The 24,977-nt window shown below is 64.1% G+C and carries 24 protein-coding genes; 21 read left to right on the top strand and 3 right to left on the bottom strand.

Going from position 1 to position 24,977, the window contains the following annotated elements:
- Positions 1-172: 172 nt before the first annotated feature.
- Both NF876_RS18105 and NF876_RS18100 read right to left on the bottom strand, forming a co-directional pair.
- On the bottom strand, positions 173-1,249 hold the full coding sequence (locus NF876_RS18105; RefSeq protein ID WP_262265714.1) for an alpha/beta fold hydrolase: 1,077 nt from the start codon (positions 1,247-1,249) through the stop codon (positions 173-175).
- A 101-nt stretch (positions 1,250-1,350) separates the two neighbouring features.
- On the bottom strand, positions 1,351-2,565 hold the full coding sequence (locus tag NF876_RS18100; RefSeq protein ID WP_262265715.1) for a cation:proton antiporter: 1,215 nt from the start codon (positions 2,563-2,565) through the stop codon (positions 1,351-1,353).
- Between the two features lie 473 nt (positions 2,566-3,038).
- Between NF876_RS18100 and NF876_RS18095 the strand changes: the two genes are divergently transcribed.
- The 17 genes from NF876_RS18095 to NF876_RS18015 all read left to right on the top strand — a co-directional run bounded on the left by NF876_RS18095 (position 3,039) and on the right by NF876_RS18015 (position 19,229).
- The gene (locus NF876_RS18095; protein WP_262265716.1) at positions 3,039-3,851 is read left to right on the top strand and encodes a DUF2092 domain-containing protein; all 813 of its coding nucleotides are present in this window, start codon (positions 3,039-3,041) and stop codon (positions 3,849-3,851) included.
- The gene (locus NF876_RS18090; RefSeq protein WP_262265717.1) at positions 3,848-4,147 is read left to right on the top strand and encodes a hypothetical protein; all 300 of its coding nucleotides are present in this window, start codon (positions 3,848-3,850) and stop codon (positions 4,145-4,147) included. Before NF876_RS18095 ends, NF876_RS18090 begins: the two co-directional genes overlap by 4 nt.
- Positions 4,148-4,169: 22 nt before the next feature.
- A complete protein-coding gene (locus NF876_RS18085) occupies positions 4,170-6,353 on the top strand; it encodes a mechanosensitive ion channel family protein (RefSeq protein WP_262265718.1) in 2,184 nt (727 codons plus the stop codon).
- Between the two features lie 134 nt (positions 6,354-6,487).
- Positions 6,488-6,916 (top strand): helix-turn-helix domain-containing protein, encoded by a 429-nt coding sequence (locus NF876_RS18080; protein ID WP_262265719.1) that lies wholly within the window; start codon positions 6,488-6,490, stop codon positions 6,914-6,916.
- A gap of 402 nt (positions 6,917-7,318) precedes the next feature.
- A complete protein-coding gene (locus tag NF876_RS18075; RefSeq protein WP_262265720.1) occupies positions 7,319-8,296 on the top strand; it encodes a phosphate acetyltransferase in 978 nt (325 codons plus the stop codon).
- Between the two features lie 3 nt (positions 8,297-8,299).
- Positions 8,300-9,508 carry an acetate/propionate family kinase gene (locus NF876_RS18070; RefSeq protein WP_262265721.1) on the top strand — a complete coding sequence of 403 codons (1,209 nt, stop codon included), beginning with the start codon at positions 8,300-8,302 and terminating at the stop codon, positions 9,506-9,508.
- Positions 9,509-9,537: 29 nt separating this feature from the next.
- A complete protein-coding gene (locus tag NF876_RS18065) occupies positions 9,538-10,050 on the top strand; it encodes a hypothetical protein (RefSeq protein WP_262265722.1) in 513 nt (170 codons plus the stop codon).
- Positions 10,051-10,086: 36 nt separating this feature from the next.
- Positions 10,087-12,525, top strand: coding sequence for a DUF3141 domain-containing protein (locus tag NF876_RS18060; protein WP_262265723.1), 2,439 nt, complete (start codon positions 10,087-10,089; stop codon positions 12,523-12,525).
- Entirely contained in the window at positions 12,522-13,328 is an 807-nt protein-coding gene (gene fabI, locus NF876_RS18055; protein ID WP_262265724.1) for an enoyl-ACP reductase FabI, read from the top strand. Before NF876_RS18060 ends, fabI begins: the two co-directional genes overlap by 4 nt.
- Positions 13,329-13,368: 40 nt before the next feature.
- Positions 13,369-14,469, top strand: coding sequence for an AI-2E family transporter (locus NF876_RS18050; RefSeq protein ID WP_262265725.1), 1,101 nt, complete (start codon positions 13,369-13,371; stop codon positions 14,467-14,469).
- A gap of 70 nt (positions 14,470-14,539) precedes the next feature.
- Positions 14,540-15,373 carry a 3-hydroxybutyrate dehydrogenase gene (locus NF876_RS18045; protein WP_315974872.1) on the top strand — a complete coding sequence of 278 codons (834 nt, stop codon included), beginning with the start codon at positions 14,540-14,542 and terminating at the stop codon, positions 15,371-15,373.
- An 11-nt stretch (positions 15,374-15,384) separates the two neighbouring features.
- Entirely contained in the window at positions 15,385-16,032 is a 648-nt protein-coding gene (locus NF876_RS18040) for a CoA transferase subunit A (protein WP_262265726.1), read from the top strand.
- Between the two features lie 4 nt (positions 16,033-16,036).
- Positions 16,037-16,738 carry a 3-oxoacid CoA-transferase subunit B gene (locus tag NF876_RS18035; protein WP_262265727.1) on the top strand — a complete coding sequence of 234 codons (702 nt, stop codon included), beginning with the start codon at positions 16,037-16,039 and terminating at the stop codon, positions 16,736-16,738.
- Entirely contained in the window at positions 16,735-17,214 is a 480-nt protein-coding gene (locus NF876_RS18030; RefSeq protein ID WP_262265728.1) for a hypothetical protein, read from the top strand. Before NF876_RS18035 ends, NF876_RS18030 begins: the two co-directional genes overlap by 4 nt.
- Positions 17,207-18,442: an HlyD family secretion protein gene (locus NF876_RS18025; RefSeq protein ID WP_262270119.1), complete on the top strand. Its 1,236-nt coding sequence runs from the start codon at positions 17,207-17,209 to the stop codon at positions 18,440-18,442. Before NF876_RS18030 ends, NF876_RS18025 begins: the two co-directional genes overlap by 8 nt.
- 21 nt (positions 18,443-18,463) lie before the next feature.
- On the top strand, positions 18,464-18,865 hold the full coding sequence (gene atpC / locus NF876_RS18020) for an ATP synthase F1 subunit epsilon (RefSeq protein WP_262265730.1): 402 nt from the start codon (positions 18,464-18,466) through the stop codon (positions 18,863-18,865).
- Positions 18,866-18,887: 22 nt separating this feature from the next.
- Positions 18,888-19,229 carry a phasin family protein gene (locus NF876_RS18015; protein ID WP_262265731.1) on the top strand — a complete coding sequence of 114 codons (342 nt, stop codon included), beginning with the start codon at positions 18,888-18,890 and terminating at the stop codon, positions 19,227-19,229.
- Positions 19,230-19,313: 84 nt separating this feature from the next.
- On the opposite strand, the gene NF876_RS18010 is transcribed toward NF876_RS18015, so the two are convergent.
- Positions 19,314-19,640: a DUF1476 domain-containing protein gene (locus NF876_RS18010; protein ID WP_262265732.1), complete on the bottom strand. Its 327-nt coding sequence runs from the start codon at positions 19,638-19,640 to the stop codon at positions 19,314-19,316.
- Between the two features lie 291 nt (positions 19,641-19,931).
- Here NF876_RS18010 and NF876_RS18005 point away from each other — a divergent pair, with 291 nt between their 5' ends.
- The 4 genes from NF876_RS18005 to NF876_RS17990 all read left to right on the top strand — a co-directional run bounded on the left by NF876_RS18005 (position 19,932) and on the right by NF876_RS17990 (position 24,948).
- Complete coding sequence (locus tag NF876_RS18005) at positions 19,932-20,609, top strand: hypothetical protein (protein ID WP_262265733.1); 678 nt, start codon at positions 19,932-19,934, stop codon at positions 20,607-20,609.
- Between the two features lie 572 nt (positions 20,610-21,181).
- Positions 21,182-21,337: a hypothetical protein gene (locus NF876_RS18000; RefSeq protein ID WP_262265734.1), complete on the top strand. Its 156-nt coding sequence runs from the start codon at positions 21,182-21,184 to the stop codon at positions 21,335-21,337.
- 106 nt (positions 21,338-21,443) lie between these two features.
- Complete coding sequence (locus tag NF876_RS17995) at positions 21,444-22,388, top strand: 1-phosphofructokinase family hexose kinase (RefSeq protein WP_262265735.1); 945 nt, start codon at positions 21,444-21,446, stop codon at positions 22,386-22,388.
- 49 nt (positions 22,389-22,437) lie between these two features.
- On the top strand, positions 22,438-24,948 hold the full coding sequence (locus tag NF876_RS17990; protein ID WP_315975049.1) for a glycogen/starch/alpha-glucan phosphorylase: 2,511 nt from the start codon (positions 22,438-22,440) through the stop codon (positions 24,946-24,948).
- Positions 24,949-24,977: the final 29 nt, after the last annotated feature.

The following is a 24,977-nucleotide window of genomic DNA, read 5'->3' as shown; positions in this document are numbered from 1 at the left end:
TATCCCTCTGGAAACACGTGTCCGAGTAGGCATTGGAATCCCCACTGAGGTGCATTTATTGGGTGCGTTTCCTCCGAATGCTAAACCTGATCCCACCAGCCAACGGTGAGTAAAGCGAATTGCGCAGCAGGTGCCTTCCTGGGCTCTTGATGGATTGAGTAGTCTGTCTGCCCTACCGACTGAGGCTCCGCATCTGTCCGGCGATCTGGCGCCACTCCTGCCGCAGCGTGTGCTTTCCCATGAACAACGACAGGTGCCCGCATCGTGCGACGGCCGTCTGGATCCGCCGGGCAGGAGTGCCGACCAGACGGCGGACTGCAAGCAGCTGGACCGGTGGCGTGACGTCGTCGTGCTCGCCGGCCAGCAGGAACAGCGGGGCCCTGACGCACGAAAGATTGGCCGGTCGGCCAAGCGCCTGAAACTCGCTTCGGGCGAGTTCGTTGCGTCGGAACAGATGCTCCACGACCTCAAGGTAGAAGATGTCAGGAAGGTTGACGGTCCACTGGTGCCAACGCCGATAGCGCTCAAATAGGTCTTCCGGCGCATCCTGGCCAACCTGCAGGACCTCGGCGGCCGCGGCCGGGTCCGGTGCAGCGGCACCCCATAAATCCAGCATGCGTTGTCCGAGGATCAGGCCGTCGCCTGCGCGAATCAGGCCCTCAAAGACCTCCGGTGCCGTGGCACGCGTGCCCGCAACCATGCTCGAGGGGGCGGCAAGATCGATCGGGGAGCCTGCCAGTGCCATGCTGCGGATCATCTGCGGGAAGCGGGCGGCGAACATCAGCGACAGCCAGCCGCCCTGGCACAGCCCGATCAGGTTCACCACTCCCCCAAGGTCCTGCACCACGACAGTCAGATCGGCGAGGTAGCTGTCGATGGACAGAAATCGCATCGACGGGACGGCAGACTTGCATTCCACCACACACAGTCTGGCCAATCCTTCGCCCAAGAGGCTCTCGACCAAGCTGTGCCCAGGGGCGAAGTCGGCAAGGACGGCGCCGTGGAGCGAAAAGGGAGCCACAACCAGCGTGGGCACGCCGGCCGCCTGATGCGAAAACTCCCGGACCCAAAGGGTCGGCAGCTCCAGCCGGACCGCATGGGGCGTCGCCCAGTCTGGTTCCGGAACGACAGGGTGGATGGACGCAGCCGTCAGGGAGCTGTTGAGGGTATGCAGGGCAGCCTCGCCCGCGTAGGTCGCCGCCAAGACGGGCCAGACCCAAGGAGTCCAGATGGGGAACTCAGCCTTCATGGCCCCGTGCCTTGCAAACATCGGACCTGCAATTCCGCCATGACACCTGATTATCCCAATCTAGCCGGGCAAGGACCACATCAAACCTCTCGGAATGATGCTTACGGGATCCCCGTCCGAACGGCGCCCGTGCGGCGGGCGAATGCGTCGGCCAGCGGACTGGCGGTCAAGCCATGCGCCACGATGCTGAGGATCACTGTCCAGGCCACCGCCGCGGTGAGCGTCTCACTCCCCGGCAGGCTGGCGTCGAGCACGATAATGGCGAACACAATGCTGGCCAAGCCTCTGGGACCGAACCACCCCAGGAAGAGCCTGCCGTCGGCCCTGATGCCCGTGCCGGCCAGCGCCACCCAGACCGGAACCATGCGGATCGCGGTGAGGCTCAGGACGGCATAGGCCAAGACCTCCCAGCTCAACTGTCCTAGGGCTTGGCCGATCACGGCGGCGCCGAACAGGACCCAGGTCAGCAGGGCAAAGATGTCGCCGGCTCCTTCTGCCGCGAGGAGCACCTCATGCTTCTGCTCCTGCTGCCGCGCGAGGCCGCCGGCCACCAGCCCGCCGACGAAGCAGGCGATGAAGCCGCTCCCGCCCAGTGTCTGGGTGGCCGCAAAGGCCGTGAATGCCAATGCGACTGCGGGGAGCTGTTGCCAAACTGCGGTTGTCCAGCCGTGTTCAGCGGCAAATCTCAGGGCCCGTACACCCACAAATGCCAAGCCTGCGCCGACGACGAACCCGATGCCGATCTCCTCGACGAAGTGGCCGAGCACCAGCTCCCATGATCCGCCGGTCGGTTCCGTGGCCAGCTCCAACAGGATTAGGAGGACTGGGACGCAGATGCCGTCGTTGAGCCCGCTCTCCACATTCAGGCCCTCGCGGATGGGCGGGGGGACGGCGGGATTGCTCACCACCGCCTTTCCTAAGGCGGCATCGGTAGGAGCCAGCATGGTGGCGAGCAGGGCGCATGGGTTAATTCCAAGGGTCGGGAACAGCAGCGTGGCGGCCCCGGTGCCCAGCAGGATGGTCAACGGGAGACCAATGGCCAAAAGGCGCTCCGGGATGGCGTAATTGAGCTTTAGGACCCGGAGGTCGGCATTGGCGGCATCGGTGAACAGGACCAGCGCCAGCGTGAGTTCGGCCAGGATCCGAAGGCTCTGGGCATGAACATCGAGCGTGAGCCAGCTCAGGCCCGCTGGCCCAACCGCCAGACCGAAGACCGTAAACACCAAGGCGCCGGCCACCGGAGTGTGCTCCAGCCGCCCTGCCACCAGACTATAGACGAAGGCGAAGGCAAAGAGGATGGCGATGTTCTGGTACATGGTCGCCTTTCCCTTGTTAGGGCCGCCTTCGCCCCATGTTCCCTTTTGGGGCGACAGCCCCCTCACTTGTCGTGCCGCTTCGCCCCGTAAGAGCTGGCAACATCATGGCGCGGATGGGACCAGCTGGCTTGATACTTCAGGACAGGCCCGTGACTGAACGGGACAGCGGCAGGGAAAGAGCCGGCACACTTTGTGGTCGGGCCGCAATCGCCGTTAACGAATGTCGGCTCGATCCTAGTCACGGTGCCGGCGTTTGACAGGGCCGACCGTGCGGTCCAGACGCCCACTGCTTGGTAGGTCGACGGCCGCTCCGGGGACGCCTCGGTGATCCAAACTGTCAATGGATTGTCCCCGCCGGTCAAGCACGGGGCTCCCGGTAGCCTATACTGATTCCATAGACCGTTGATCCCAGAGGGCGAAGCACGGGTGTTCCCGACGACTTGCTGCTGGGGAGGTCCAGGGAGGATCACACCATGCACCGAAAGATCCGTTCGCGTATAAGCGATGGGCTTACAAAGCCAGCGCTGGGCCTTCTCGCTGTCATGGCCGTTATGGGCGCTCCTGCGCCAGCCGCGCGGGCGGAGGAGGGGCAGGCTCAGAGCATCCTGAAAGCTATGGCGGACTATGTCAGCCGGCAGGAGAACCTCTCCATCAAGTTTGATGCTGACGTGGAAGTCGTGACGCCGGCCGTCGAAAAGATCCAATTCAGCGCCTCGGGTGACGTCACCTTGAGCCGCCCGAACAAGTTCCGCGTCAGCCGCACCGGCGGGTACGCCGATGTCGAACTCATCTCGGATGGATCCAACGTGACGGTCTATGACCGCGGCGGCAACCGGTTCGCCCAGGTTCCGGCCAGCGGCACTTTCGATGAAGTCGTTGACAGGCTCCGGACCGAGGCCCCGCTCGAATTGCCGGGTGCCGATCTCCTGCTGTCGAAGCCCTACGAGGAACTGATGGCAGGAGTGCTGGAAGCCAAGCATATCGGTCGCGGTGTCATCGAGGGCGTCGAGTGCGAACATCTCGCCTTCCGCAACCTCGACACCGACTGGCAGATCTGGGTCGAAGTCGGCGATAAGCCGGTGCCACGCAAATACGTCATCACCAGCAAGGCGGTGGGCGCCGCGCCCCAGTACACGCTGCGGCTCAGGGAGTGGAAGACTGGTGTCAGCCCGGCCCCGGATGCCTTTGCGTTCAAGCCGCCGGAAGGCTCCAGCGGCGTTGCGATCACTGTCCTTAAAGACATCGATGAGATCCCGGCCGGCGTCGTTCCCGGAGGTGCGAAATGAACATCCTCAAACACATGAGCCTTGCTGCGCTGGCCCTTACGGCCGGTGGGGCGGCCCTGTTCTGGAGCGGCGATGCATCCGTTCCATCGGGCTCGTTCATCAGCCAGGCTGAAGCCAGGGTCGGACGGCCCGCCACGCCGATGAGCTATGCCGGCGTGGCGCGCCGAACCACACGGCGGACCGTAGCCGCCGGAGCGGCGGTCGGAGCCGCGGCGGCGGGCACGTATTATTATGCCGCTCCCGGATGCTATCAGGTCGTGAACTCCTACGGCCAGATCGTCTACCAGTGTCCATAATCGGCCCTGATCGGAGTGGACCGTGAGCGCAAGGCGTCTCCATGCCATGGCCGGTACCCTGTGGGGTCTGGTATTCCTGATCTTGGTTCAGGTTGGTACCGGTCCAGCCTGGGCTCAGACCGCTTCGGCTCCGGCCGCCCCGCCCCAGGTCCAGGAGCTCCTGAAGCTTCTCGACGATCCGGCCACCCGAACCTGGATTGACCAACAAAGGCAGATGACGGCGCCAAGGGAGGCGCCGTCACAACAAACGCCGCAGCAACCGCAGGACATGAACTCCGAGATGCTGGCGACGCGGGTCGAGGCGCTGCGGACGCATCTGGCCTCCCTGGCGGCGGCGGTTCCCCGTCTTCCCCAAGAGGCCGAACGGGCCGGTAGTCTGCTGTCGCAGGAGATCCAGAGCCGACCCGCTTTCGATGTCATTCTCCTCGTGCTTGGCTTTCTCGGCCTTGGCGCCGGAGCCGAGTGGATCTTCAGATGGGCCACCGCGTCTGCGGGTGAACGGATTGTCTCCCATCCGGTAGGAACGGCGAACGAACGGGTGCGGATGATTGGCTGGCGCCTGGCGTTCGGCCTGGCTCACGTGGCAATCTTCGCTTTGGGCAGCATTGGCGCGTTCCTCGTCTTCGACTGGCCGCCCCTGCTGCGGCGGATCGTGCTCGCCTATTTGGTTGCGGCGCTCCTGCTCCGGCTCGCCCTTCTGGTGAGCCGGATCCTGCTCTCGCCCCAGGCGGTCGGCCACCACGATCCTGAGGCTCTGCGCGTCATTCCCATGGACACCCCGGCAGCGTGGTTCTGGCACCGCCGCCTGGTGCTGTTCGTCGGCTGGTTTGCGTTCGGCTGGGCGACCGTCGAACTCGTGCGGACCCTCGGGTTCTCAGCCGACGGGCGCAGGCTTATCGCATACGTTCTCGGGCTCGGCCTTCTGGCCATCGCAGTCGGGGCCGTCTGGAGATGGCCTGCTTCAGCCGCATTTGGACCGGAGACATCGAACCGTCCATCCCGTCACCATGTTCTTGGGACGTGGCTGCTGTCGCTTTACTTCGTTCTGCTGTGGGGATTGTGGGTCGCAGGGCTGATCGGCCTGTTCTGGCTCTTGGTCGTGGCCGCCGTGTTGCCCCAAGCGGTGAAGATCACCAAAGCCTCTGCCCGTCATCTTCTGCGACCTTTGGAGACTGCCGATCCCACCCACAACCACGAGCTCGGAGCCGTCTATCTTGATCGGGGCATTCGGGCCCTTCTGATCGTCGGAGCCGCCCTGTTCCTTGCCTGGGTGTGGGGGATCGACTGGGGCGAGATGACCAGCCGTGACACCGTCGTCACGCGCCTCGTCAGGGGCGTGCTCAGCAGTATCGTGATCCTGCTGATCGCCGATCTCCTCTGGCAGGTCGTGAAGACACAGATCGACCACAGACTGTCGCGCCTGCACTCCGAGGCGGCTCCTGGCAGTGAGGAGGCCCTGCGCCAAGCTCGGGTCCGAACGCTGCTGCCGATGTTCCGCATGGCGGCCTTCATCGTCCTGGCCACGGTGGCCGTGCTGATGGCGCTCTCATCGCTTGGGGTCGAGATCGGCCCGCTCATTGCCGGCGCGGGCATCTTCGGCGTTGCCATTGGTTTCGGCTCGCAGACGCTGGTGAGAGACATCATCAGCGGGATCTTCTATCTGCTCGACGATGCCTTTCGGGTCGGCGAGTACATCCAGAGCGGGTCTTACAAGGGCACCGTGGAGAAGCTCGGTTTCCGCTCGGTGAAGCTGCGCCACCACCGTGGTCCGGTCTTCACGATCCCGTACGGGCAGCTTGGGGCGGTGGAGAACATGAGCCGCGACTGGGTCATCGACAAGATGACCATCAACGTCACTTACGACACCGACCTGGACATGGCCAAGAAGGTTATCAAGCAGGTCGGCAAGGAACTGGCAGCGGATCCGGAGTTCGCATCCAACATCATCGAGCCGCTGAAGATGCAGGGTGTGGAGCAGTTCGGCGACTTCGCCATCCAGCTGCGGATGAAAATGATGACGCGCCCCGGCGAGCAGTTCGTGATCCGGCGCAAGGCCTTCGGGATGCTCAAGAAGGCCTTCGATGAGAATGGCCTGAAGTTCGCCTTCCCGACTGTGCAGGTGGCCGGCCGCGACGAGGCCGAGCCCGCCGCAGCCCGACAGGTCCTCACCCTTGTCAAAGGCAAGCCGCCCGAGGAGGGCGGCTAGGCCAGCAACCTGCGTTTGTTCCCAACTGTCAAAGGAAAGTCCTAAGGGGTCAAGCAGGCGGATGCGGGAACAGCCATGATGGTGCCGGTACGGCAGCAGTAGGCCTGTCGGGAAAGGAGGAAGGAGCCATGGAAATGCCATTCACTCAAAGAGCTGATGAGCCGGCGTCTTGCAATGGATCCGGGCTCCTGACCGAGGACCTGCGCCGCGTGCTACGCACTGAGCTGCTCCGGGACACCTGTTCCGCCACGACGGTCGCCCGTCTGTTCTCGATGCACCGCCGCACTTTGAACCGGCACCTGCGCACGGAAGGACACGCGTTCCGGCAGGTGGCCAATGAGGTCCGCTTCGAGATCGCGTGCGAGTTGCTGGAGAACACCGACATGGGGCTCAGCCAGATTGCGGCGGTCCTGCGATACTCCGAGCTGAGCGCCTTCACCCGTGCCTTCCGGCGTTGGTCAGGGCAGACCCCAACTGCGTGGCGAGCCAGCCATCCCCACGCCCGGAAACTGCGGCGGCTCAGCAACTCACTCCGGCGGGGACGTCAAAGCAAACTCGCCTGAGCCGGTGAATCCTTTCCAAAGGCGGCCATGAAAAGGCTTCCCGCTTCAAGGGACCGTTCAATCTCATGATGCGCCTATACGCTCCAAAAGCAGAGAGAGCAGATGGGACCCAAGCGCTGGCGCAGTCAGCATCCGCTCATCGTCCGGCTCTGGAGGGAGACTTGGACAGCGGTCCGCCCGGGCTTAGCCAAGCCGTGGATCCCGCTCATTTCCGCAGGGCAGTCCTAAACTGTCAATTCGATGACCCATTGAATCAAGCACCGATGCGGAGAGGGATCATACTTACCCCCGAACGCAAGACGGGCAATCGCGGACATGGCTTGAGCCTGACCGCCGCAAACCCTTGGGACAACCGGCGAGCCAGCAAGGCAGCCCCGTCGGGAGCATAGCGTGGAGGCCATTATGACAATTGCAGTTCCAGCTCAGGACAGGCCTCAGCTCGGCCGGCGGCATGACAAGTACGACCGGCTCGTCGCGACGGCCAAGTCTCTCCCGAAGCTGAAGGTCGCCGTGGCGCACCCGTGCGATGTGGCCTCGCTGGGAGCCGTGTTCGAGGCGGCCGAGCTTGGCCTGATCGAACCTATCCTCGTTGGGCCGCAGGCCAGGATCGGAGCCGCCGCGGAGGCGCTCGGCAAGGATGTCTCGAAGATGCGCATCGTCGAAGCCCCCCACAACCATGCGGCCGCCGAGAAGGCCGTCGAGCTCGTCAGGGCTGGGGAAGCCGAAGCCCTGATGAAGGGCAGCCTGCACACGGACGAGCTCATGGGCGCCGTGGTCCGCCGCGAGGGTGGCCTCCGCACAGCCCGCCGGATCAGCCACTGCTTTGTCATGGACGTGCCTGGCCATGACACGGCGCTGATTATCACCGACGCCGCGGTGAACATCGCCCCAACGCTGGAGGACAAGATCCACATCGTCCAGAATGCTATTGACTTGGCACGGGCCCTCGGGGCCGATCCTGTGAGGGTTGCGATCCTCTCGGCGATGGAAACAGTCAACCCGAAGGTGCCCTCGACCATCGAGGCCGCAGCCTTGTGCAAGATGGCCGACCGGGGGCAGATCACCGGCGGCATTCTCGACGGACCTCTCGCGCTCGACAATGCCATCGATCTCGGCGCGGCGAAGATCAAGAAGATTCAGTCGCCGGTTGCCGGGCAGGCGAACGTGCTTGTGGTTCCGGATCTCGAAGCCGGCAACATGCTCGCCAAGAGTCTGACTTTCCTAGCCGATGCGGATGCCGCCGGCATCGTGCTCGGCGCCCGCGTGCCGATCATCCTCACGAGCCGGGCCGACTCGACCATCGCCCGGCTGGCCTCCTGCGCCGTGGCCTCGCTTGTGGCCGATGCTCAGCGCAAGCAACTCGCCCTCCCGGAGGTCTGAACCATGATTCCCGTCCTCATCGTCCTCAACGCCGGATCATCGAGCCTCAAGTTCCAGGTCTACGACGCGCCGGATGGCGCGGAGCCGCGGCTCGTCTGGAAAGGCCTCTATGAAGGGTTGGGGGGATCAGCCCATTTCCTCGTCAAGGACACGGGCGGTTCACTCCTGGACGAGATGACGTGGAGCTCCGGCGACGGTTTCGGTCACGAGGAAGCGCTGATGCACCTCGTGTCGTGGTTGAGCCAGTTCCGGGAGGAGCGCAAGCCTGTGGCCATCGGCCATCGCGTCGTTCACGGCGGCGAGGCCTTCTCCGGCCCGGTCCTCATCGACGAAGCCGTGATCCAGACCTTGGAGACGCTGGTGCCGCTCGCACCCTTGCACCAGCCTCACAATCTGGAGCCGATCCGGATCGTGCGCCGGCGCCTGCCCGGGATGCCGCAGGTCGCCTGCTTTGACACCGCCTTCCATCAGACTCAGTCCGAGATCGCTAGGATGTTTGCCCTGCCACGTGAGATGCGCGAGCGTGGCGTCAAACGTTACGGCTTCCACGGGCTGTCCTACGACTACATCGCATCCGTGCTGAAGGACTACGATCCGCACCTCGCCGAGGGGCGAGTGATTGTTGCCCACCTCGGGAATGGCGCGAGCCTGTGTGCCCTCAACAAGGGGGCGAGCATCGCGACCACCATGGGCTTCTCGGCCCTCGACGGCCTGCCAATGGGAACGCGCTGCGGCGCCGTCGATGCGGGCGTGGTCTTCTTCATGCTCCGCGAGATGAAGCTGAGTCCGGAGGAAGCTGAACGCATCCTCTACACCAAGTCTGGCCTTCTTGGCGTCTCCGGGCTGTCGAACGACATGCGGGTGCTCCGGTCGAAAGTTGAGACGAATGCCGACGCCAAGCGAGCCATCGACCTCTTCGTCTACCGCATTACACGGGAAATCGGCTCGCTGGTCGCGGCGCTTGGCGGGCTCGACGGGCTCGTGTTCACGGGTGGCATCGGCGAGAACGACGTCGCGACCCGGGCTGAGGTGATCGCCGGCCTTGCATGGGCCGGCCTCGCCCTCAACGAGGCCGCCAACCGCATCGGCGGACCACGGATCTCTGCCGGATCCGGCCCCCCAGCCTGGGTCATCCCCACCAACGAGGAACTCGTGATCGCCCGGCAGACCCGCGGCGTGCTCGGCGCCATGCCGGCCAAACTCGCATCCTGAACTGAATGCTGAATAGGGAGAACGAAGCTATGGAAGCCGTGAAGACGAAACAGGACGAAGCCAAGGCCCAGCAGGAGCTCGGTGACGAGACGTTCATGTCGGCGGCCGACCTGCGGAACTACATGACCGAGATGCAGATGGCGAAAGCCATGAAGTCGGTCGACGGCATGGACCGGGCCGAGAAGGCGCGCCAGGATCTGATCAAGCGCATGGCCGAGCCTATCGACCTGACGCCGGAGCGCCTGCAGGAAATCCTGCAGCCGCTGAAGTCGAAGCTGAAGGCGGCGGCGGAACGCGGCCAGACCGAGCTGATGGTGATGCGCTTCCCCAATGCCATCTGCACGGACCATGGACGGGCGATCAACAACTCGGATCCGGCCTGGCCCGACACCCTCACCGGGCGTCCACGCCAGGCTTACGAGCTGTGGCGCGACCAGCTCCGGCCTGCCGGCTTCAGATTGTCGGCGCTGATCATCGAATGGCCAGGCGGATTGCCGGGCGACGTCGGCTTCTTCCTCAAATGGGGCGACACCAAGCAGTGAGCGTGTCCGTACGCAGCCACTGACAGGACAAGAGACATGCAAAGAGTCGAATCCAGGACCAAAGAACGGGACAACAGCGGGCAGGATCGCCTGACGGAGCTCGCCCGCTCGCAAGCGAAGGTGACCGAGGTTTATCACGAGCGCTGCACCAAGGCGGTGCAGCGTTACCTCGATGCTGTGAAGGCGGCAGGTGAGCCATTGCGGGACGGATCGGTTCGCTCGGCGTCGCCCCTGGACTTCTGGCGCGACGCCAGCGCCTATTGGCTCGATTACACACAGCGCTCGATCCTGTTCTGGGACACCCTGCGCCAGCGCGGCAACAACTGGATCGAGCACGAGAAGGCGGGCAAGCCACCGTTGCTCGACTTCGACTGGGAGATGGTGGCGGATGCCCGCACCTTCGAGCATCCCGTGAACTACGCTCTCGTGCAGATTATCCCGCCGGCTGGCATCAAGACCGACCCGGAACTCCGACCTTACGTCATCATCGACCCGCGGGCCGGCCATGGGCCCGGCATCGGGGGCTTCAAGCAGGAATCGCAGGTGGGCGTGGCGCTCAAGGCGGGCCACCCGGTCTACTGCGTGATCTTCTTCCCCGAGCCGATGCCCGGGCAGACCCTCGCGGATGTGTCCCGCGCCGAGGCCAAATTCCTGCGCATTGTCGGCGAGCGTCACCCCAAGACCCGCAAGCCCGTCCTGTTCGGCAACTGCCAGGGCGGCTGGGCCTCAATGCTGGTCGGCGCCGTCGAACCGGACCTGGTCGGACCCATCGTGATCAACGGGGCGCCGATGTCGTATTGGGCCGGCAATGACGGCGAGAACCCGATGCGCTATGCCGGCGGCATGCTCGGCGGCCTCTGGCCGGCGCTGCTCGCCAGCGATCTCGGCGCCGGCAAGTTCGATGGCGCCAACCTTGTCGAGAACTTCGAGTACCTCAATCCGGCCAACACCTACTTCGACAAGTACTACACCCTCTTCTCCAAGATCGACACGGAGCCGGAGCGCTTTCTCGAATTCGAGCGCTGGTGGGGCGGCTTCTTCCTGATGAACCGGCAGGAGATTAAGTGGATCGTCGAAAACCTGTTCGTGGGCAACAATCTGGCGGCCGGCGATGCCGAATGGTCCGAGGGACGAGCCTTCGATCTGCGGGCGATCAAGTCGCCGATCATCCTGTTCGCCTCGCTCGGCGACAACATCACGCCGCCGCAGCAGGCCTTCAACTGGGTGGCGGATCTCTATCCGACCACCGAAGCCTTGAAGGCGAACGGGCAGGTCATCGTCGGCCTGATGCACAAGAGCGTCGGCCATCTTGGCATCTTCGTGTCCGGTGCCGTCGCGAAACGCGAGTACACCCAGATCGCTGACCTGATCGAGTACATCGAGCATCTGCCGCCCGGTCTCTACAGAATGCAGGTCGAGGAGCAGAAGGCGAACGGGAGCGTGCGCTACGACGTGCTGCTGACCGAGATGCCGGTCGAGGATCTGCAGGTCCTGCAGAAGTACAGCCGCAACGACGAGATGCCGTTCGCAGCGGTCGAAAAGACGTCCGAGGCGCTCGCTTCCGCCTATGAGACCTTCGTGCACCCGTTCGTGGCGCCGCTGGTCACCCCGGCCGCGGCGGGGCTGATCCGGGCGTTCAATCCCCAGCGGGCGCAACGCTGGGCGGTGTCGGATCTCAATCCCTTCCTGTGGCCGCTCAAGGGCATGGCCGACATGGCCAAGGCCAACCGGGCGCCGCGGGACAATGACGGTCCCATGGTGGCAATGGAGCGTTGGACCGCCACCATCACCTCCGCCTCGTGGGATCTCTATCGCGACCTGCGCGATGCGGCGGTGGAGAATACCTTCTTCCGAACCTACGGCCCCGCCGGCATCAGCATGGCCGCAGAGGAGAAGGAAGCCGTCGCGGAAGAGCCCATCGACGTTCGCAATGCCCCCTTGGTGAAGGAGGCGCTGGCGCATATCGAGGAGGGCGACCGGACAGAGGCGATGGTCCGCGCCGTGCTGCTCCTGATGAAGGCCGGCACGGGACGGCGGCGGCTCTCGACCCTGAAGCGAGCCCGCGAGGTCATCAGCCGGGATCTCGGCCTGCTCGACATGACGACGGAGGCCGCCCGCGCGATCATCCACGAGCAGTCGTTCATCGTCGACTTCGAACCGGTGAAGGCGCTCACGGCACTTCCCAAGCTCCTGCGGACCTCCGCCGACCGGCACCGGCTGCTCAACATGCTCGACCATCTGGAGAGCCGGATCGTGGCCAACGACAAGCAGGTCACCCTGATCGGCGAGATCCGGCGTCTCCTGTCCGAAGACGGGACAGGAGACAAGACAGGCGGCAGGGCGAAGGCCGAGCCGATCACCGTGACGCTGGTGGAGCATCAGGCGGAGGGCCGTCCCGGGGCGGCCGCCAAGACCGCCAAGCATGGTGCCACTCGTCGCTCCAGTGACACCCGACGCACGAGGGCAAGCTCATGAACGATCAACCCACCGACCTGACCAAAGTCGCGATCCAGTCGAAGATCCTGCATGGCAAGCGGGCCCTCATCATCGGCGTCGCCAATGAGCATTCGATTGCCTATGGCTGCGCCCGGGTCTTCCGTGAGCTAGGCGCCGATCTGGCCGTCACCTACCTCAACGAGAAGGCCAAGCCCTATGTCGAGCCGCTCGCTAAGGAACTCGGGGCCTCGATCTTCGCGCCCTGCGACGTGGCCCAGGTTGGGCAGCTTGAAGCCGTCTTTCAGCAGATCAGCGAGACCTGGGGCAGCCTCGACATCGCGCTCCATTCCATCGCTTTCGCCCCGAAGGAGGACCTGCAGGGGCGGCTCGTCGACAGTTCGGACGAGGGCTTTAAGGTGGCGATGGACATCTCGTGCCATTCGTTCATCCGCATGGCGCGGCTCGCCGAACCCCTGATGCCCGAGGGCGGTACGCTCCTGGCGATGAGCTATCACGGCGCCAACAAGGTGGTGCCGAACTACAATCTGATGGGTCCCGTGAAGGCGGCGCTGGAAAGCGCCGTTCGCTACCTCGCGTATGAGCTAGGGGACAAGCACATCCGGGTGCATGCCGTCTCACCCGGGCCTTTGAAGACCCGGGCGGCGTCCGGCCTGAAGGACTTCGACGTCCTGCTCACCGAAGCCATCGAACGGGCCCCCATCGGTGAACTGGTCGACATTGAGGATGTCGGCCTCACGGCCGCCTACCTGACGACGCCGTTCGCCCGGCGCCTCACCGGGACGACGACCTACGTCGACGGCGGCCTCAGCATCATGGCGTGAGGGAATCCGGGACTGAGGCGTCCGAAAAGGGAAGAGAGCCGTGCGTTCAGTCGATCCACGCGACGCAATGAACAGCCGGGAACGGGCCACCTCTCCCGAGGCGTCGTACGTCGAGAAGGCGCTCGGGCTCGTGCTGCTTCTGATGTTGGCCGTCGGCTGCATCTACATCCTGACGCCCTTCCTCAACGCCATCCTCCTCGCGGTCACGCTGTGCGTGTCCACCTGGTCCTTGTTCCGGAAAGCCGAGAAGCGGCTGGGTGGGCACCCGACCGCCGCAGCCCTGCTCATGACTGCTGCCACCGCCGGCCTGCTCGTGCTCCCGCTGCTGGCCCTCGGGTCTAACCTGGCGGACGATGTTGCCCGGCTCACCGCCGCCGCCCGCTCGGCCATCGACCAGGGACTGCCGCCGCCCGGCTGGCTCGGGCGCGTGCCCCTGGTCGGCCACGAGGCGGAGCGGGTCTGGCTCCAGGCATCCCAGCAGGGCCAAGGGCTTGGGCCAGTTATCGCACCCTACGTGGGACCGATGCGGGACTGGGCACTGCACCAGGGGGCGACGCTCCTCTCCGGCACGCTTCAAGTGGTCTTCTCCATCGTGCTGGCCTTCTTCCTTTACCGAGATGGCCCCTATGTGGAACGCCGCGTGGAATGGGCGATGACGCGTCTGGGCGGCTGGCGGGCCCGGCACGTGCTCAAGGCCGCGGGCGCCACCATCAAGAGCGTGGTCAACGGGGTTCTCGGCACCGCACTCATCCAGGGCATCCTGCTCGGCTTCAGTTTCTGGCTGGCCGGGGTTCCCGGCGCCATCGTGCTCGGTGCCGTGAGCGTGGTCCTGACCCTTGTGCCCATGGGCCTCGTGCTCCTCTGGCTGCCGGCAGGCCTATGGCTGATGTCCGACGGCCACACGGGATGGGCGGTGTTCGTGATGGCGTGGAACGGGCTTTTCGTCGGCAGCCTCGACAACGTCCTGCGCCCGTACCTGATCAGCCGCGGCATCCGCATGCCGATGGTGCTGATCTTTCTCGGCGTGCTCGGCGGCCTGCTGACCTTCGGAATCATCGGCGTCTTTCTCGGCCCCGTCCTGCTCGCGGTCGCCCACACCCTGTTCCAGGACTGGGGGCGAGCGGACGAGGCGCGGTCATGAGGGTTGAGAATTCGCAATGTGGAACGCGGAGGGCCGGTGTCTTCTGCCCGCTCTCTGAAGGAGATCTGAAATGAATGGCCCCGTGCTGAGCAAACCGGAGCCGCTGCCCTTCACATCCAGGATGCTTAAGGGCAGGGCCGCCGTGGTGACCGGATCCACGAGCGGCATCGGCCTCGGAATCGCCGGAGCGCTTGCAGCTCAGGGTGCTGATGTGATGCTGAACGGCTTTGGCAGGGCCGAAGATATCGAAAGAGTGCGCTCGTCACTCGCCGATACGCATGGGGTGCGCGTGTCCTACAGTGTCGCCGACATGTCGAAGCCGGACGAGATCGACGGCATGATCACACAGGCCACGGACGATTTTGGTGGCGTGGACATCCTCGTGAACAATGCCGGCATTCAGCATACGGCGCCGGTCCGCGAGTTCCCGATAGAGCGCTGGAATGCGATCCTCGCCATCAACCTCACGGCCGTCTTCTGCGCCACGCGCGCCGTTCTCCCCCACATGGAGAGCCGCGGCTGGGGCCGGATCATCAACATCGCCTCGGCCCACGGGCTCGTCGCGTCGGTGCACAAGGCCGCCTACGTCGCGGCCAAGCACGGGGTGCTCGGGCTGACCAAGGTGGTTGCGCTCGAAACGGCGACAATAGGCGTGACCTGCAACGCGATCTGCCCCGGCTGGGTCCTGACGCCCCTGGTGCAGAAGCAGATCGACGACATTGCCGCGCGGGAAGGCCTCAGCGCGGACGACGCACGGGCCAAGCTGCTCGGCGAGAAGCAGCCCTCGCTCGAATTCGCCACCCCGGAGCAGATCGGGGCGCTCGCCGCCTTCCTCTGCTCCGATGCCGCCGCGCAGATCCGCGGCGCCGCCCTGCCGGTTGATGGCGGCTGGACCGCTCAGTGAGGAGGCATGCCGTGAAAACAATTTCTCTCCAGGACGCTGTCGCGATGATCCCGGCCGGGGCCACCCTGATGGTCGGCGGCTTCATGGGCGTTGGGACCCCGGAGCCGCTGGTTGACGAACTCGTGCGCCAGCAGAAAGGTGATTTGACGGTCATCGCCAACGACACCGCAGCGCCCGGCATCGGCATCGGCAAGCTGATCACGGCCAAACTCCTGCGCCGGGTGATCGTGAGCCACATCGGCCTCAATCCCGAGACGCAGCAGCAGATGCTCGCGGGAGAACTGCAGGTCGACCTCGTGCCGCAGGGCACGCTTGCTGAGCGCATCCGCGCCGGTGGCTTCGGGCTCGGCGGCATCCTGACCGCGACCGGCATCGGCACCATCGCCGCGGAGGGCAAGCAGACGATTGCGGTGGACGGCCGCGACTATCTGCTGGAGCCCGCCCTGCGGGCCGACTTCGCCCTCGTGCACGCCTTCATCGCCGACTACTTGGGCAATCTCCAATACGCCCTGACGGCACGCAATTTCAATCCGCTGATGGCCATGGCGGCCGAGACCGTCGTCGTGCAGGCGGAGAACATCGTCCCGGTGGGCGTGGTCTCACCGGACCACGTTATGACTCCCGCTCCGGTCGTCGACTACCTCATTGCGAAAGGCTGACACCATGGACGCCCAATCCCTCATCGCCCAACGCATCGCACAGGAGCTGCGGGACGGCATGCTAGTCAATCTCGGCATCGGCATTCCCACGCTTGTCGCCAACTTCGTGCCCAAGGGGATGCATGTCTTCTTCCAGTCGGAGAACGGCCTGATCGGCACCGGCCCGGTGGCCGATCCGGGCATGGCGCTGCCGTGGCTGACCGACGCGGGCGGGAAACCCGTGACCGCGTTGCCGGGCGCGTCGACGTTCGACAGCGCGATGTCATTCGGCCTGATTCGCGGCGGGCATCTCGACATCACGGTGCTCGGTGGTCTTCAGGTCGACCAGCACGGCCGACTCGCGAACTGGATGGTGCCGGGCAAGATGGTGCCCGGCATGGGCGGCGCCATGGATCTCGTGGCCGGGGCCAAGCGCGTCATCGTCGCCATGCAGCACACCGCCAAGGGCCGCCCCAAGATCGTGCGGGAGTGCTCGTTGCCGCTCACGTCGGACCGGCCGGTGGATCTCGTCGTCACGGAACTCGCGGTGATCGGCTTTCCGGAAGGGCGAGCCACTCTTCTGGAGACGCAGGACGGCGTCAGCGTCGAGGACGTCATCGCCGCAACGGAGGCCGAGCTCGCCATTTCCCAGCAACCATCAAAACCAACAATCCCGAGGGCTGCGTCTGGAGCCGACGCCACGCCAATCGTGGGAGATGCAATATGACCGCAACAATGAACCCGGCGGCACCCCACAATCTTCCAATCTTCATCACTGCGCCCGGCGGGACCGATGTCCTCATGGTGGTCACGGCGGTGTTTCTGGTGCTCGCCGTCTTGGCCGTTGGCCTCCTGTTTCTGCGCCTGCACACGCTGCCCGAGCGGATCGCTCACCGGGGCCACAAGCTGCAGTTCGAGATCGTCGCCGTGCTGGGCCTGCTGGCTCTGTTCACCCACATGCACATCTTCTGGGTGGCGGGCCTGCTGCTCGCCCTGATCGACATTCCCGACTTCGGAGGCACGTTCAACAGGATCGCAGGATCGCTGGAGAAGATCGCCGGCATTCCGCCGGGCGAAGGTGCGGGCGTGGCACTGGATGAGACCAGCGCTGGCCTGCCGGTCGAAGAGCCGACGAACCGCCCCGCCGAAGTGCCGCCCACCGTCACCCCATCCCGCATCCCGAAGGAGAGGATCCATGCTTGAGCTTCTTCTCTGCTCCATGCTGACGATTCTGCCGGACTACCTCTACCGACGCTATGGCCAGGGCAAGCGGATCGGCATGGAGATCACCCTCTACTCGGTGTGGTTCGAACTGCGCTGGGGCATCATCACATGCCTGATGCTCACCATCGGGCTGATCACGACCGTGTTCTACAACCATCCGGCCACCGGGAACGCCACGGCGTATTTCCGCACCATCCCGGTCCTGCCCGAGACCAACGGGCGTGTGGCCGAGGTCTATGTTGACGGCGTGAGCGGCACGGTCAAACAAGGCCAACCGCTGTTCCGGCTCGACAGCTCGAAGCAGGAGGCAGCCGCGGAGACCGCCCGCCGCAAGATCGCCGAGACCGACGCCGCCATGGTGGTGGCGCGCACCGACATCCAGGCCGCCGAAGGCAAGATCGTGGAGGCTCGGAGCGCCTATCAGCAGGCGGTGGACGAGCTGGAGACCAAGCAGGAGATCTACCGGCGTAATCCGGGCGCCGTGGCCACGCGCGACATCGAGAAACTGAAGGTCGCTGTCGAAGGTCGCCAGGGCAGCATCGACGCCGCCACTGCCGCCAAGCAGCAGGCCGAGGCGCAGCTCTCCACGCTGCTCCCCGCCCAGAAGGCCAGCGCCGAAGCTGAGCTGGCCCAGGACGAAGTCGATCTGTCGAAGACCGTCATTCGGGCCGGCGTGGACGGGCGGGTCGAGCAGTTCACGCTGCGGGTGGGCGATGTCGTCAACCCGCTGATGCGGCCGGCCGGGGTCCTGATCCCGGAAGGAGCCGGGCGGGGCCGCCTGCAGGCCGGCTTCGGGCAAGTCGAGTCCCAGGCGCTGACGGTCGGAATGGTGGCCGAGGCCACCTGCGCGTCGAAGCCTTGGACGATCATCCCGATGGTGGTCACCGGGGTGCAGGACTACATCGCCGCCGGGCAGATCCGCAGCGGCGAGCAGCTGTTCGAAGCGCAGCAGGTGACGCGCCCAGGAACCGTTCTCGCCTTTCTTGAGCCGCTCTACGAAGGCGGATTCGACGGTGTCACCCCGGGCAGCAGCTGCATCGTCAATGCGTATTCCAACCACCACGATGAAATCGTCTCCCCCGAGACAGGCACGATGCGGGGATTCGTTCTCCACGCCGTGGATGCCGTTGGGCTCGTGCATGCCCTGATTCTGCGCATCCAGGCGCTGCTGTACCCGATCCAAACCCTCGTACTCGGCGGGCACTGAGATCAATCAGGGAGGAATGCTATGGCCAATATCCTGTTCGAGCTGATCTCGCCGGAGCGGTTGCTGTTCTCCGGCGAGGTGCGGGCGGTGATGCTGCCGGCGACCGAAGGCGACATGACCGTGATGCCCGGGCACGAGCCGACCATGGTGATGCTCAACCCCGGCATCATCGCGGTGACTGATGTTCAGGGGCATGGCCATCGCGCCTTCGTGCGGGGCGGGTTCGTCGAGATCACCGGCACTGGGGTGTCGGTCCTGGCCGAGCGGGCGCTGCCGCCGGAGGAACTCACGCGCGACCGCCTCGACGAGGAGATTCTGCGCCTGGAGACCATGCGCGACGCCATGCGGGACGAGCGGGAACGCCGGGAGGCCGACTTTGCCATCAGCCGCCTGGAGCAGGTGAAGGCAACCCTTTCGTTCTGAAGCGGCAAAAGGAGAGCGATCTATGACCACCATGTCAAAGAATTCGGCACTGTCCGACACGATGCGCAGCGCACAGGAATTCGCCCTGTCGGGCGGGAACAATCAGGCGCTGGCAAAGGCTGCGGAATCCTGGTTTGCTGCCACCACCGAATGCCAACGCGAGATGATCGGCTTTGTCTCGGCGCGGCTTGAAAAGGACGCTGCGACCGCCCGCGAAATCATGACCTGCAGGAATCCTGCGGATGTCGCGGCGATCCAGTCCCGCTGGCTCGAGGAAACCCTGCGCGACTACAATGCCGAGATGGGCAAGCTGATGACCATCTGCACCCGGTCCGTCAATAGCGGAGTCGGCCCCAAGGGATAATGGCTTTCAGGCCCCGTTCGCAAGACTGGCGGATTCCGTTCGTGTATCAGCCGCGGACCCACGCGTAAGCGGGTCCGCGCGCCCTCACCATGTACTCGATCGGACCTGGGTAACGGCCGCCGCCATCAGCTCGGACATTCTCTCGCGGATCTGCTCGTCGGACTGGGTGACGCCGTTGGCCTCGAAGTCGGCCCGCAGTTTCTCGACGAGTCCCTCGTCGATGACACGCGCCACCAGGCTTCGGCTGATCTCATTGACGTAGGCGTCGGCCTTCTGGCCCGTCAGGCCGAGTTGGGTGGCCGCCCATTGCCCAAGCAGCTTGTTGCGCCGTGCCAGGGCCCGGAACCGCGCCTCCTCGTCATGGACGAACATCTGTTCAAAGGCCCGCTCGCGATCTTGAAATAGGGTCATGGGCGCCTCCGGGGTGTGGTGGCCACCAACAGGTTGTTGCTCATCTGAGCATACACCAAAATGACGTTCGCCTGACCCTGATGTTGCATCTCGTCCGTGCAGAACCGCTCCAGACCCGAGAAGGTCGGCTGAGCGGTCGAGGGCAGACGTAGCGTCCGCGGTTTCAATCAAGAACCTGAAGAGGATGTTGCAAGGCAGCCGGCGGGACCTGCACTAATGCTCCTTCGCCTCTAAGTTCCGCTGACGATACCATGAGGCGCAAGGAGCTGGACTTATCCAAGGAGGTTGGCGATGCCTCAGGAGCAGACCCTTATATACTCGCATCTGCGGACGCCACGGGCGGCGGCCGTGGCCGGCATCGCCTTTTCCATCCTGCTGGTTATCATCTTCTGGGTCTTCCGGAGCGCGGTTCCGGCCGATCCACTGGACTCTGGCACTTGGCTGGCCGACGGCTCCGGGCGTGTGGCGCTGGCGCTGAACCTCATTCCTTTTGCGGGCATCGCCTTCCTGTGGTTCATCGGCGTGCTGCGTGATCGCCTCGGTCCGAAGGAAGATCGCTTCTTCGCGACGGTGTTCCTGGGCAGCGGCCTGTTGTTCCTGGCTGTCCTGTTCGTGGCCGCCACGATTGTCGGCGCCCTGCTGATCGTAGCCCCGTCGACCGAGCCGACCGGAACGGGCGTCGTCCCGACATTCCAATTCGCCCGCGCGGTCGCCTATATCCTGGTCAACGTCTATGCGATCAAGATGGCCGGCGTCTTCATGATCTCGACCTCCACCGTCGTGATCTACACCGGGATCGCGCCGCGCTGGATGGCTGGGATCGGCTACGCGCTGGCAGCGCTGGTGCTGCTTGGCAGCTATTATCTCAGCTGGAGCATCATGGTCCTGCCCGTCTGGGTGCTGCTGATCAGCGGGCATATCCTGATCGACAATTTGCGTCGGAAGGACGGCAGCCCGCTTCAGCCATAGAGCCTGACCCTAGTGTCCAGAGGCGATCTGACGTTCGTGTAGGCGGAGGGAATTACCTAGGGTCTCAAGGACCGCGCCTCACTCTCAGCGAGTCGTGGTCGGACAGAAGCGCGCCTCGCTGCCTCTTGATCCTAGGCACCCGTGGTCGTGCCGGCCAGATCATGGCCCTTTGCGCCGAGAACGCATGCCCGAGGAATTCAAAGTCGAGCTTGTCAACCACGGAGACTTTCGATGGCATGGCTGATCAGGTCGTATTTCGTCTGGGTCACCTTATCGCAGAACCAGTTCACGAGGTTCCACCCACGGCCTGTTGAGCTGGGCCAATCCGGATGCGAACGCGACGACGGTGCCGACCTCGGCCTTGCGTTGGTCGGCGTAGTTTGATCCTCTTCGGACCTTCGATGCCGGCGTGCTGCTATCAGATCGTTCCTAGAAAGACCTGCTGCCAAGCCACTGACCCAAATTGTCAACGGATTGTCCCTGTCGATCAAGCACAGGGCTCTTGCTGGATTAGTATAGGATCTGAATGGTGGGAAAGCCGCGAGACCCGCCTTGGCGTGAGACTACATCCCTTGGCAGATTTCACCAGCGGTGCCTCATGCCTGCCATTCGCGGGCAACGGTAAGGTCAAGGTCCATCACTCGCTCGAACCCCTGGAGGCGATCAACGACATCTTCGGCCGCATGCGCGGGAAGGGGATGGATGGGCGCGTCGTCATAAAGATCTAGCCATCGGGGTGGGGAGCAGGGTCACTGCGCTGGTCACAACTACCATAGGCGGGCTCCGTCAACGAGTTGGATCGGTTGTCGGGGCTTCAAGGCCAAGGACAAGACAATGAAACGAATTGTGACGCTGACCCTGAACCCTGCCATCGATGGAGCTGCGGAAGCGGAGGAGATCCGGCCCATTCACAAGATCAGAACATGGGCCGAACGCTATGACCCCGGTGGGGGCGGCATCAATGTCGCACGGGTCATCAAGGAACTCGGCGGATCCGCCTTGGCCGTCTACCTGTCGGGCGGGGCGACAGGCCCCATCCTCGATCAATTGGTGCAGGCCGCCGGCATCGAGATCAGGCGCATTCCGATCAGGGGGCACACCCGGGTCAGCCACACCGTGCATGAGAGATCGACCGGCCTGGAGTTTCGCTTTGTCCCGGAGGGTCCAACCGTGACTGCGGACGAATGGCAGGCCTGTCTTTCCACGCTGGAAGAGATTGATTGCGACTACTTGGTCGCGAGCGGCAGCCTGCCGCGTGGTGTCCCGTCCGACTTTTATGTCCAGGTTGGCCAGATCGCTGCCCGAAAGGGAGCGAAGCTCGTCCTCGACACATCGGGTGAGGCTCTCCGCCATGCCATGCGGCAGGGCGTCCACCTGATCAAGCCGAGTCTCGGCGAACTGGAAAGCTTGATCGGTCAGAAACTCCCGGATCCTTCGGACCAGGAGACAGCAGTTCAGGAGCTGATTGCCTCTGGAGCGGCAGAGATCGTCGCCCTGACGCTCGGGCGCGACGGGGCGCTGCTTGGAGTCCGTGGGACGTGCGTTCGTATCCAAGGGATGAAGGTGGTGCCCAAAAGCGCTGTTGGGGCTGGTGACAGTTTCCTGGCCGGCATGACCTTTGGCTTGGCTCAAGAGCGCGGTCCTGAGGATGCCTTCGTGCTCGGTATGGCAGCTGGCACTGCCGCAGTTCTGACGGCGGGGACCGAGTTGTGTCGGCACACCGACGTGGAGCGCATTTATCACGATCTCAAGCGAGGCAACTCGGCAGCCTCGGACTAATAGGCTTAACTTTGACAACGGTGCCTGACGACACGAGAGGGATGAAAGTATGAACAGCGACAGGACCAGAACCGTCGCAAGAGCCTTACGGATGCCAGGAGCCAAGGAACTCCTCAGGCAGTACGCGTGCGGGCCGGTCCAGTTCGCCGGGACGAACGATGCCCTCTATGAGAGGCATCTCATGTTCGACAACGTCGTCGATCCGATGGCCATCGGGCCACGTGAACGCTACGAGGCCATCGCCCGCTCCGTGCGGGACATCCTCTCCCAGCGCTGGCTGCGTACGGAGCACACCTACAGGCGCGAGAACCCCAAGCGCGTCTATTATCTCTCCTTGGAGTTCCTCATCGGGCGCTCTTTGGCCAACAATGTCATGAACCTTCTCTGCGATCCAGTCGTGGAGCGGCTCATTGAGGACAAGGGCCTGGATTGGCTCGGAGTGCTCGAACAGGAGCCTGATGCCGGCCTAGGAAATGGCGGCCTGGGCCGCCTCGCAGCCTGCTTCCTCGACTCAATGGCGGCCATGCAGATTCCCGCCATGGGATACGGGCTCCGGTACGAGTATGGCATCTTCCGGCAGTCTATCCGGGACGGCTGGCAGAACGAGCAGCCGGACCATTGGCTGCGGCGTCCCGACCCGTGGGAGGTCGCCCGGCCGCAGGAGCAGGTTGAGGTCAGGCTCGGCTGCTCGTTCGAAGTCCGCGGCGGGACCTTTGGCGCGATTCCCGGCCAACCATCGGTCCTGCTCGGCATTCCTTATGATCGGCCCGTAGTGGGTTTCGGGGGCAAGACTATTAACACGCTCCGGCTCTGGGCGGCCGCGGCCCCCGAGGCATTCGACTTCCATGAATTCAGTGCCGGTGACTTCGTGGGCGCACTGGCCGAACGGCTCTCGGCCGAGACTCTGACGCGGGTGCTCTACCCCGACGATTCTACGAACATGGGACAGGGGCTTCGTTTCGTGCAGGAGTATTTTCTGGTTGCCTGCTCGCTGGCCGATCTCGTGCGGCGTTTCCGCCAGAGCAATTCCGATTGGCGAACGCTTCCTGACAAGGTGGCCATTCAGCTCAACGACACCCACCCCAGTCTGGCCGTCTCCGAGCTGATGCGAATCCTGCTCGACGAAGCGCGCCTTGGATGGGACGAGGCTTGGGATCTCACCCGACAGACGCTCGCGTACACGAACCACACGCTGTTGCCCGAGGCGCTGGAAAAATGGCCGCTGCGGTGGTTCGAGCTGCTGATTCCGCGGCATCTGGATATCATCCTCGAGATCAACCGTCGTCTGATCGAGGACGTGCGGGCCCGTTTTCCAGGCGACGAAGGTAAGGTCGAGCGTGTGAGCTTGGTCGAGGAAGGCGAGGGCCGGAAAATCCGGATGGCCAACCTCGCCATCGTTGGCTCGCACAGCACCAACGGCGTCGCCGCGATTCATTCCGGTCTGCTGCGCACGATGACGGTCAGGGATCTTGCCGACCTGTTCGCTGAACGCTTCAATAACAAGACCAATGGCGTGACGCCGCGACGTTGGCTTCGTCTGGCGAATCCGGCGCTCGCCGGCATCATCACCGAAGCCATAGGCGACCGCTGGATCACAGACCTGGCGGATCTGGAAAAGCTCAAGCCGCTCGCCGACGACAAGAGCTTCCGAGAAGCCATTTACAAAGCAAAGCACAGCGCGAAATCCCATTTTGCAGAGTGGCTCAGATTGACATCCGGGGTCTCCGTTGATCCGGCCTTGATCTTCGACAGCCAAGTCAAGCGCATCCACGAGTACAAGCGGCAGCTGCTGAACGCGTTACGGGTGGTCGTGCTTTACAACCGGCTGCGGGAGGACCCGGATCTCGAGATGACGCCGCGCACCTTCTTCTTCGCCGGCAAGGCGGCCCCCGCCTATCATCTGGCCAAGCTCATCATCAAGTTCCTCAACAACCTGGCTGGCACTATCGACGGCGATCCGGTGGTCAGAGGCCGCCTGAAGGTGGTGTTCCTGCCTGAGTACTGCGTGTCACTGGCTGAGCGGCTGATCCCCGCCACGGACGTCTCCAACCAGATCTCGACGGCGGGCTTCGAGGCGAGCGGCACGAGCAACATGAAGTTCATGATGAACGGTGCCCTGACGCTCGGGACGCGCGACGGAGCGACGATCGAGATGGCCGAGGCCGCCGGCGAGGACAACTTCTTCCTGTTCGGCCTGACGGCCGAGCAGGTGGCGGATAGCCGGGGATGGTACAATCCGCACTGGCACTACGATAACGAGCCAGAAACACGGGCCGCGCTGGACCTGATCTCCTCCGATCACGTCAGCCGCTATGAGCCGGGGGTATTCGGACCCCTGCGGGATGTTCTGCTGACGCATGGCGACCATTACAGGCATCTGGCCGATCTCGCGGACTATCTTGCGGCGGACCGGCGGCTGCTCGAGCTCTATGCTGATCCGGACGCCTGGGCTCGTAAGGTCATCCTGAACATCGCTGCTTCCGGAAGGTTTTCCAGCGACCGCACCATCGCCGAGTATGCAGCCGAGATCTGGGATGCGAAGCCATGCCCGGTGCAATAGACGAGCATCCAAGAGTTATGGACAGGCGA

The sequence above is a fragment of the Microvirga yunnanensis genome (genome assembly GCF_025460875.1).
This window is presented reverse-complemented; position numbering and strand designations above follow the sequence as displayed.

Coding starts and splice junctions, on each gene's coding strand:
- NF876_RS18105 (WP_262265714.1), bottom strand. CDS start 1,249: ATGAAGGCTGAGTTCCCCATCTGGACTCCTTGGGTCTGGCCCGTCTTG.
- NF876_RS18100 (WP_262265715.1), bottom strand. CDS start 2,565: ATGTACCAGAACATCGCCATCCTCTTTGCCTTCGCCTTCGTCTATAGT.
- NF876_RS18095 (WP_262265716.1), top strand. CDS start 3,039: ATGCACCGAAAGATCCGTTCGCGTATAAGCGATGGGCTTACAAAGCCA.
- NF876_RS18090 (WP_262265717.1), top strand. CDS start 3,848: ATGAACATCCTCAAACACATGAGCCTTGCTGCGCTGGCCCTTACGGCC.
- NF876_RS18080 (WP_262265719.1), top strand. CDS start 6,488: ATGCCATTCACTCAAAGAGCTGATGAGCCGGCGTCTTGCAATGGATCC.
- NF876_RS18075 (WP_262265720.1), top strand. CDS start 7,319: ATGACAATTGCAGTTCCAGCTCAGGACAGGCCTCAGCTCGGCCGGCGG.
- NF876_RS18070 (WP_262265721.1), top strand. CDS start 8,300: ATGATTCCCGTCCTCATCGTCCTCAACGCCGGATCATCGAGCCTCAAG.
- NF876_RS18065 (WP_262265722.1), top strand. CDS start 9,538: ATGGAAGCCGTGAAGACGAAACAGGACGAAGCCAAGGCCCAGCAGGAG.
- NF876_RS18060 (WP_262265723.1), top strand. CDS start 10,087: ATGCAAAGAGTCGAATCCAGGACCAAAGAACGGGACAACAGCGGGCAG.
- fabI (WP_262265724.1), top strand. CDS start 12,522: ATGAACGATCAACCCACCGACCTGACCAAAGTCGCGATCCAGTCGAAG.
- NF876_RS18045 (WP_315974872.1), top strand. CDS start 14,540: ATGAATGGCCCCGTGCTGAGCAAACCGGAGCCGCTGCCCTTCACATCC.
- NF876_RS18035 (WP_262265727.1), top strand. CDS start 16,037: ATGGACGCCCAATCCCTCATCGCCCAACGCATCGCACAGGAGCTGCGG.
- NF876_RS18030 (WP_262265728.1), top strand. CDS start 16,735: ATGACCGCAACAATGAACCCGGCGGCACCCCACAATCTTCCAATCTTC.
- NF876_RS18025 (WP_262270119.1), top strand. CDS start 17,207: ATGCTTGAGCTTCTTCTCTGCTCCATGCTGACGATTCTGCCGGACTAC.
- atpC (WP_262265730.1), top strand. CDS start 18,464: ATGGCCAATATCCTGTTCGAGCTGATCTCGCCGGAGCGGTTGCTGTTC.
- NF876_RS18015 (WP_262265731.1), top strand. CDS start 18,888: ATGACCACCATGTCAAAGAATTCGGCACTGTCCGACACGATGCGCAGC.
- NF876_RS18010 (WP_262265732.1), bottom strand. CDS start 19,640: ATGACCCTATTTCAAGATCGCGAGCGGGCCTTTGAACAGATGTTCGTC.
- NF876_RS18005 (WP_262265733.1), top strand. CDS start 19,932: ATGCCTCAGGAGCAGACCCTTATATACTCGCATCTGCGGACGCCACGG.
- NF876_RS17995 (WP_262265735.1), top strand. CDS start 21,444: ATGAAACGAATTGTGACGCTGACCCTGAACCCTGCCATCGATGGAGCT.
- NF876_RS17990 (WP_315975049.1), top strand. CDS start 22,438: ATGAACAGCGACAGGACCAGAACCGTCGCAAGAGCCTTACGGATGCCA.